This is a genomic window from Sutterella wadsworthensis, assembly GCF_003315195.1.
GTDB lineage: Bacteria > Pseudomonadota > Gammaproteobacteria > Burkholderiales > Burkholderiaceae_F > Sutterella > Sutterella wadsworthensis.
Map to the genome: position 1 here is coordinate 1 of NZ_QNRV01000056.1, position 7773 is coordinate 7773.

The 7773-nt window shown below is 52.3% G+C and carries 7 protein-coding genes, 2 tRNA genes and 1 pseudogene; 6 read left to right on the top strand and 4 right to left on the bottom strand.

Annotated elements, in window-relative coordinates; genetic code table 11:
- Window positions 1-381: pseudogene (locus DES29_RS12075) on the top strand (IS1634 family transposase); the annotation flags it as partial.
- A 130-nt stretch (window positions 382-511) separates the two neighbouring features.
- On the opposite strand, the gene DES29_RS12080 reads toward DES29_RS12075, so the two are convergent.
- Together DES29_RS12080 and DES29_RS12085 are read right to left on the bottom strand one after the other, a co-directional pair.
- Window positions 512-587: transfer RNA gene (locus DES29_RS12080), tRNA-Phe, on the bottom strand.
- An 83-nt stretch (window positions 588-670) separates the two neighbouring features.
- Window positions 671-746 (bottom strand) — tRNA-Phe (locus tag DES29_RS12085).
- 192 nt (window positions 747-938) lie between these two features.
- Between DES29_RS12085 and DES29_RS12090 the strand changes: the two genes are divergently transcribed.
- Window positions 939-1679, top strand: coding sequence for a DsbC family protein (locus DES29_RS12090; protein WP_021994661.1), 741 nt, complete (start codon window positions 939-941; stop codon window positions 1677-1679).
- A gap of 67 nt (window positions 1680-1746) precedes the next feature.
- On the opposite strand, the gene mltA is transcribed toward DES29_RS12090, so the two are convergent.
- The gene (gene mltA, locus DES29_RS12095) at window positions 1747-2964 is read right to left on the bottom strand and encodes a murein transglycosylase A (RefSeq protein WP_021994662.1); all 1218 of its coding nucleotides are present in this window, start codon (window positions 2962-2964) and stop codon (window positions 1747-1749) included.
- Window positions 2965-3095: 131 nt separating this feature from the next.
- Here mltA and rpe point away from each other — a divergent pair, with 131 nt between their 5' ends.
- The 4 genes from rpe to ung are packed head-to-tail and all read left to right on the top strand — an operon-like array spanning window position 3096 to window position 5630.
- Window positions 3096-3785 (top strand): ribulose-phosphate 3-epimerase, encoded by a 690-nt coding sequence (gene rpe / locus DES29_RS12100; protein ID WP_005431709.1) that lies wholly within the window; start codon window positions 3096-3098, stop codon window positions 3783-3785.
- Entirely contained in the window at window positions 3782-4486 is a 705-nt protein-coding gene (locus DES29_RS12105) for an HAD family hydrolase (RefSeq protein WP_021994663.1), read from the top strand. Before rpe ends, DES29_RS12105 begins: the two co-directional genes overlap by 4 nt.
- Entirely contained in the window at window positions 4474-4929 is a 456-nt protein-coding gene (locus DES29_RS12110) for a DUF1311 domain-containing protein (protein ID WP_021994664.1), read from the top strand. Before DES29_RS12105 ends, DES29_RS12110 begins: the two co-directional genes overlap by 13 nt.
- Window positions 4929-5630, top strand: a complete 702-nt coding sequence (gene ung, locus DES29_RS12115; RefSeq protein WP_113854944.1) for a uracil-DNA glycosylase — start codon at window positions 4929-4931, stop codon at window positions 5628-5630. The genes DES29_RS12110 and ung overlap by 1 nt, the downstream gene beginning before the upstream one ends.
- On the opposite strand, the gene DES29_RS12120 is transcribed toward ung, so the two are convergent.
- On the bottom strand, window positions 5627-7381 hold the full coding sequence (locus DES29_RS12120; RefSeq protein ID WP_021994666.1) for a M61 family metallopeptidase: 1755 nt from the start codon (window positions 7379-7381) through the stop codon (window positions 5627-5629). The two genes, ung and DES29_RS12120, sit on opposite strands and share 4 nt — an antisense overlap.
- Window positions 7382-7773 lie beyond the last annotated feature (392 nt).

Consider the following 7773-nt stretch of genomic DNA (forward strand, 5'->3'; position numbering starts at 1 on the left):
AACGTCGTCCAGGATCCTTTTATCGCTCTGAGCATTTATCGGGCCCGCAATATTGTCGAACAGAGCTTCCAGCAGTTTAAGAATCAAACTGCTGGGGATCGCCTCTACGCGACCTCAAGCACCTACATGGGCAAGCTGTTTGTCCAGGTATTGGCCCAGTCACTGCGCCTGATGATGCATATGGCATGTCGACGCAACGAAACGGCAGCGAACCGTTTGCCCAACAATTCTTTGACGAAGGCCTTCATGCAGCTGCGTTATCTGAAGGCCAATAAACCAACTGATCGCAACGCTTGGAAAACAAAAGAGATCCCGAAAAAAATCCGAGATCTCTTTACCCTCTTAGGTTTGCCCTTGCCCCCGCGGGTGTTCCGGGACTAGGTACATCCCCGGGAGTTTTGGGGAAAAACTGCGCTGTGCGATGAACATAAACAAATGCCCGCAAGCTGTTTAATGAGGCTGGCGGGCATTAATGACTGGATTTGCGTGAGTGCAAACCCAGAAAAATCTTTGGTGGCTAGGGACGGAATCGAACCGCCGACACGCGGATTTTCAATCCGCTGCTCTACCAACTGAGCTACCTAGCCGTTCGCCTAAGCAGTACTTCAGAGCAACCTATAGGAGAAACAGCGTCAAATTTCCGCTATTAATTTTCCCCGACTGATCTGAATGGTGGCTAGGGACGGAATCGAACCGCCGACACGCGGATTTTCAATCCGCTGCTCTACCAACTGAGCTACCTAGCCGCCCTGAAAGGTCGAAGCACGGATTGTATAGAGCCATTCGTTGGTTTGCAAGAAACCGTTGACCTCTCGTGCTTTGTTCAATATTAAAATACCGTGTATGCGGTATTGGATGATGAAGGAATTCATCTATCCGCAAGCTGAAGCCGCGATAATCGATCTTCCCAACTTCTTTAAAAGAGGCTCCGCCACACCATGGCCGCAATTTCTAGTCTGCGCGCACTTGCCGCCACCGCGCTTCCGCTTTTAACTATCGCTGCTGCACAGGTACAGGCGGCCGCCATTGATGCTGAAGCTGTGCGCGAAGCGCTCATGAAAAACACAGGACTTAAAGCTGAAAGCGTACAGCCGTCGCCGATTCCTGGACTCTGGGAGGTCTTTATTCAGGATCGGCTTTTCTATGTCGACGACAAAGTGGGTTATGTCTTTTCGGGATCGATTATTGATACCAAGACAAAAACGAACAAAACGCAGGAACGTCTGCGCGAATTCGCTCGTGAGAACTGGTCAAAGTGGCCTCGCCAAGATGCGGTTAAGCAAGTGTTTGGAAAAGGTCAGCGCGAGGTGATTGTTTTCTCAGATGCTAACTGCACGTACTGTCGTTCAATGGAGCGGGTGTTTGAAACCGTTGGGAATTTGACGGTGTGGACGTTTATTACGCCGCTCATCCGCGGCGAGCAAAACAACTATGAGATCGTTTGCGCCAAGGATCCCTCTAAGGCTTGGGCCGACTGGATGCGGCGCGGCATTACGCCGCCAGCTGCACCGCAGAATTGCGACAGTTCCGTTTTGACGCGAAATCTCAAGCTTGCTGGGCGCTACAGCATCGGCGGCGCGCCGACATTTTTTTTCCCAACCGGCGACCGCATGACGGGAGCTGTTTCGGCTGAACAATTTGAAGGCATCCTAGCCGAACAACCGACGAACGGAAGTTGATCGATCTAAATCTCTCAAAAAGCGCCGTCAGGGAATAATTCTGAGCGGCGCATTGTTTACGAATGGTTTAACGTGGTGCATGGGCGCCGTTGGGGAGCACTTCCTCGGGAGCCAGACCATTGGGAACCAGAAGCCAGGCAGCAACAGCGCTCTTTTGCCGTCCAGCTGCAGCGCCGGCGTCATCGCCGAATCCCCAGAAGTAGTCAAAGCGAAGAGCTCCTTGGATGGCACCGCCAGTGTCCTGAGCAATCACCGGTTGGGTAAACGCCAATGCAGGCCGCTCTTGAGAGATGGAAACAATGAAAGGTGTGCCGAGTTTCCAGTATTTTTGATCAACGGCGACGGAGGCTTCTGGAGTAAGCGGCACACCGGCGGCACCAATGGGACCGAGTTCGGTGTCGCTTTTGCGTTCCTCAAAAAAGATGTAGCTTGGGTTTTGCGCGAGGGCAGCCTTCACCTTAGACGGATTGGCCTTTGCCCAGGAGCGAATGCGCTGCATCGAAAGCTCATGCGCGGACAGGTGTCCATGCGTTATCAGCCACTGACCGATGGAGTGGTATCGCCAGCCATTTTGATCCGCAAAGCCCACTCGCATGAAGCTTCCGTCGGGAAGCACAATTCGGCCTGAACCTTGTACATGCAGGAAAAATGCGTCAACGGGATCGCTCACCCATGCGATGGCCCATCGAGCCATCTCCGCTTCTTTCTCCTGAATGGCGCCGCGTTTGTCGTAAGGAACGACGCGGCGGCCGTCAAGCTTTCCGCGCAGGCGACGCCCCTTCAAGTCGGGATAGAGTTCTCCGAGATCAATCGTAAGCAGATTGTCAGGGATGCCGTAGATAGGGTGAACATAGGGCGGCTGTCGAACACGGCTTCCGTAGAGCAGCGGTTCATAGTAGCCGGTCATGAGTCCCGTCGAAGTGCGCCCTTTTTTCGCAGGAATTTCCACTCCCCACGGGGTGAAATTCGAGCGAAAGAAACTCTCGGCGGCAGGAGCGCTGTTGGGCAGGGATAGCGCCGTGCTGCACAAACCGCTCCAAACTGCGTCAATGCGTATTCTTGAGCAGCTTTGTCGAAAAGCTGTCAGCGCAGCCTCCCACCGATGGCCATCAACAGCAGGCAGGTCGGCATAATCCGAGCGAGTAAACGTAATTCCTTTCTTTGCCGGAGGCGGTATGGGTTCACTTGGAGGCGGCGTTGTCGTACAGGCTGTAAGCAGAGCTACGACAGTCGCAAGTGCGGCGCCGGCGATCTTGCGAGCAAAGAGGTGCTGTGCGGGGATCATAGAAGTGTCGCTGAAGAGAAAATTGACTTCAAGTCTAGACGTCTCAATGCCGTGGTGTGGTTTCCTCAGGCTAGGTCGATATACTGAGGCTCAATATTCAACTTGTTCACGGTTTCTTGAAGAGATCTACCATGCGAACCTGCCGCATAGCACCATCCATTCTTTCCGCCGATTTTGCTCGCTTGGGCGAGGAGGTGCGGGACGTTGCCGCTGCCGGCGCTGATTGGATTCATTTTGATGTAATGGACAATCATTACGTCCCCAATCTAACGGTTGGGCCGTTGGTATTGAAAGCTATTCGCCCGTATGTGTCGATTCCGATCGACGTGCATTTGATGATTGAGCCGGTCGATGCACTGGTGCCTAGTTTTATTGAAGCCGGCGCCGATATCATTACTTTTCATTGTGAAGCGACGAAGCACGTTGATCGCACGCTGCAGCTGATCCGTAAAGGCGGCGTCAAAGCTGGGCTGGTATTCAATCCTGCAACGCCGCTCGACTATCTCGATTACGAACTTGATCAGATTGATGTGGTGCTTCTGATGAGTGTCAATCCCGGGTTCGGCGGGCAGAGTTTTATTGAATCAACGATAGAAAAACTCGCGCGTGTTCGCGAAAAACTCGATGCGTATAAAGCTCAGACCGGACGCGAAATCGCTCTGGAGGTTGACGGTGGTGTGAAACCAGCAAATATTGCACGCATCGCAGCAGCCGGAGCCGATACCTTCGTCGCAGGGTCGGCTGTCTTTGGAGCGGGATCTGCTCAGGGTTATGCTGAAGTCATTCGCAGCATGAAGTCAGCAGTGGCGGTACTTGCATGATCCGCGCCGCGCTATTTGATTTGGACGGTACGCTGGTTAGTTCTCTCCCAGAGCTTGCCAAGGGCGTCGAAATGTTGTCGCGAGAGCTCGGAGCGCCAGTGCCGCCCGAGGCGGTTGTCGGCGACATGATCGGCGGCGGAGTTCGTGTGTTGATTGACCGTCTCTTTCTCTGGTGGCAAGGAGCTGGTGCGAAGGAGTTGCCGGATTTTGAATCAACGCTTCAGCGTTTGGTTGCGATCTGGTCTGGCATGTCTGGCGACTTGATTCGAGAAATCCCAGGTGCTTTTGCTGGTGTTCAGAGTCTGAAGGAAGCTGGTATTTCAGTCTGGCTTGTGACGAACAAGGAGCGCGGACTGACGGAAGCGTTCTTGCGCGAGCGAGGCATTGATGCACTCTTTAATGGATTGGTTGCCGCCGGCGATTGCGCGCATCCCAAACCTGCGCCTGACATGCTGATTAAGGCCATAACCAGTGCTGGTGCAGAGGCATCGGAAGCAGTGATGGTCGGCGACAGTCGTAATGATGCACTTGCAGCTCGTGCAGCCGGCATTCGTGCGATGCTGGTTGAGTCTGGCTATAACGAAGGTGTTCCGCTGAAGGAATGGGCTCGGACTGCTGGCTTCAATGAAGTCTTTCCGTCCGTAAAAGAAGTTTGCGAGGAGCTCCTCGCTCAACAAGGAAGCCGCAAATGCGGAGATTGACATACTCATACTTACTGACGGCAGTCGTTTTTTCCTTTGTCGCGTCCGGAGCTTATGCTGCAGCAGAGCAATCAGAACCACCGACAGCAGCAGATGTTGAGGCCTGTTGGGCGAAAGCGGATGGAGATCCTTCGAAGGAGAACAGCTGCCTCAAGCTCGATCTTGCGTATGCCCAGAGTGAGTACAAGACCGTTACTGAGCAGGTCGCTTCGCTTGCAAAAGCGTGGGACAAGCCGTCTGGAGGGCGTACTCGTTGGAATAAGTTCATCGTATCTGGTCAGAGCTTTGATACATTCGTAAAGCGTGAATGTGACTTCGTGAGCACGGTGACGAAAGGCAGTCGGCTGGTTGAAGATAATGCCGAGCTTGCTTGTCAAATCAATTGGTATCGACTCAGAACGAGCATTCTTACGAATCGTCATTTGACGGAAGCGCGCCATTGATGAAACCTGATTTTTCAACGGAATCTCTTACAGGCGTTTGGCGGACTACGGTGGAGCATTTCATGGCTTCGCCGGAAGGACAAAATCTTGTTGACCGCATCTCCAGCTGTACTGCTGACGTTTTCCCTCCTCATCCGTTCCGAGCGCTTGAAGAGACGCCTTTTGAACAAGTTCGTGCGGTCATTTTCGGCCAGGATCCGTATCACACGCCCGGTAAGGCTTGTGGGTTAGCTTTTTCTGTGCCAGCAGGAGAAAAACTGCCGCCTTCCTTGAAAAATATTTTCAAAGTAATAGCTGCGTCGAATGAAATACGTCGCACGCGAGGCGATCTTTCCGATTGGGCTGCGGCGGGCGTATTGCTCCTCAATACGATTTTGACGGTGGAAGCGGGAAAACCTCTGGCTCATGCTGGATGGGGGTGGGAGACTTTGACCGACCGGCTCGTTACTCAACTTTCTTCAGGACGAAATGGACTTGTTTTTTTCCTGTGGGGCAAACCAGCACAGCGTCTTCGGCCGATGATCGATGAACGCCGCCACTTGGTGCTTGCATCGAGTCACCCATCTCCCTTATCGGCGACTCGAGGCGATGATGCCTTTATGAAGTCCGACTGTTTCCATAAAGCCAATGCATGGCTTGAGGCTCGCGGTGAGGCGCCCATTGACTGGATGGGCGCCGCGCAGCAACCGGTTCTCTTTTAACTGAGGTCAATCACGCGCTGCGGAAGCAGCAGCAAGAATGCATTTGATCGCGGGGATGCAAGATCTAATTGACGAACGATAAGTCGGTCTCCGCGAAAGAATACGATTTCGACAACTCGGCCAGCACAAGCTTCCACCATGCGGTCAAACCGTTCAAAAGTTATTCGCATGCCATCAAGAGCAATCGGCACATCTCCGGCAAAAAGACTGGCTTCAAACGCCGGAGATGCGGACGGCACATAGTCGAGCTCAAGGTCTGCACCGGAACGGCGAAGCTTCAGTCCAGAGAGTGCGTAAGCCTGATTTTGGTTTGCGTCAAGGGTGAGTTTTTTCCCGCGGTGCTCTAAAGCAGTGCTGAAGGCGGCAATCCATTCGCAGCGGTCAACATTGGGCTTGCTCACCCAGTGCTCAATGACGTCAGCAATAGAAAGGCCAGTAAGTTCAAATACCAATTCGGCAAAGCCACCATCAGGCAGACCGGACCAGGTACGGTCAGTAATCTTGCTTCGAACGGTGAGGAACCAACTTTGCAGTACATGCTCGAGAGTCCATTCTCCATTGGAGCGCTGTTCGAGCGCATCATTGATTAAAAACGCAGCCAGAGCCCCTTTGGCGTAGTAAGAAGTTTGTGAGTAAGGGGAGTCCTTTGTCTGTCGATAGAGCTTTATCCAGGCATTGAAACTGGATTCGGCGAGCGTCATTTGATCGAATCCTTCCCGACCGAGTGCATTGTTGAATCGTCGACCAAATTGTTCCCAATAGGCGGCTTCATCAATCAAGCCCGCCCGCAACGGAATGATTGACTCGTAAAGTGAAGTGAAGCCTTCGAAGATCCAAAGGTCGTGAGAATAAACTTCCTTAGATAAATCGTAAGGGAGAAAACAAGAGGGTTTCAGACGTTTGACGAGCCAGGCATGGAAATATTCGTGCGCCGCCAGGGTGAGGAACTCGATGTAATCCTTTGGAGGCGTTGCTTCACCTTCGGCGGGAAGCACTTTGGGATCCTCAAGAAGCATAGTGCCGGCAGCATGTTCCAGGCCGCCGTAGAGGCCGGCACCCAGGTGCATTTGCAGCAGATAACGCTCGAAAGGAGGTTTCTTCTCGGCAGGGTCCCAAAAGGCAATCGTTGTTTCAAAAATCTTCCGTAAATCGGAACTCACACGGTCGCGATTCAATGAGTTAGCCCCGGTGATGACGATTTGATGCGAAACGCCGCAGACCTCTACGGTCCAGATATGAGACCCATGGCCATCTTTAGGCGTCAGCGTGTAGGGACTGTCAAGGAGCTCATCAAGGTTGCGAGCCTGCCAAGCATTGGCTCTGAGCGGAAGTGCACATTGAACATTCCAGCCGGGAGCATCAAAAAACACCTCGGCAGGTTCGTTTGTATTGAAGGGATGCAGAAACAGAGTGCTGGGATTGATGAAGCCTCGGTCATCGTCCAGGTACGCATCATGAATTCCAACAGAGTAGGCAAAGACTTCCCACTCGATTCGCAATGTGGCGGAGACGGGAGCTTCAGCGGCGTCTACAACCCATTGAGCTTTGCTGACTTGGCGTACGGGAAGTTCATTTTCTTCCCAGTATGCACGGATATTTGTGAGGCGTCCGGCATATTCCCTTAATACATAGCTTCCAGGTGTCCACGTTGGCAATGCAAGCTTGAGCAAGTTGTCGTAAGGAACGGGCAGAACGAGCTGAACGCTGTAGCGGTGGCGGTTAACATGAGGTGTGATGAGATAGTGAAGCATGGAACTTCCTGCTTATGGATGAGGCGAATAGGAGTCTAGAACGATTTTTCGTGATACTTGACAAACAAGAGTGAACTCTGCATAATTCGCATCCTGCTCCGAAAACGGGGCGGAAAACATGTCATAGCTGACAATAAACGACAAAAAGTTTAAGGTTGGCCTTGACAAGAAGAAAAAGATTAGATAAACTTCTTTTTCTGCGCTGAACGAAATTCTTCAGCGAAGTTCTTTAAAAATCAGATTCAACGAACCGATAAGTGTGAACGTCGGAAACTTGAGGAGTCCTCGAAAGAGGCGCCGGATTTCACGATCCGGAGACTCAAAAATTTTACGAAGTTTGCACTTCTCGAAAGCCGAAAGAAGAGATCAAATCAAATCTTTCAATTCCGGCG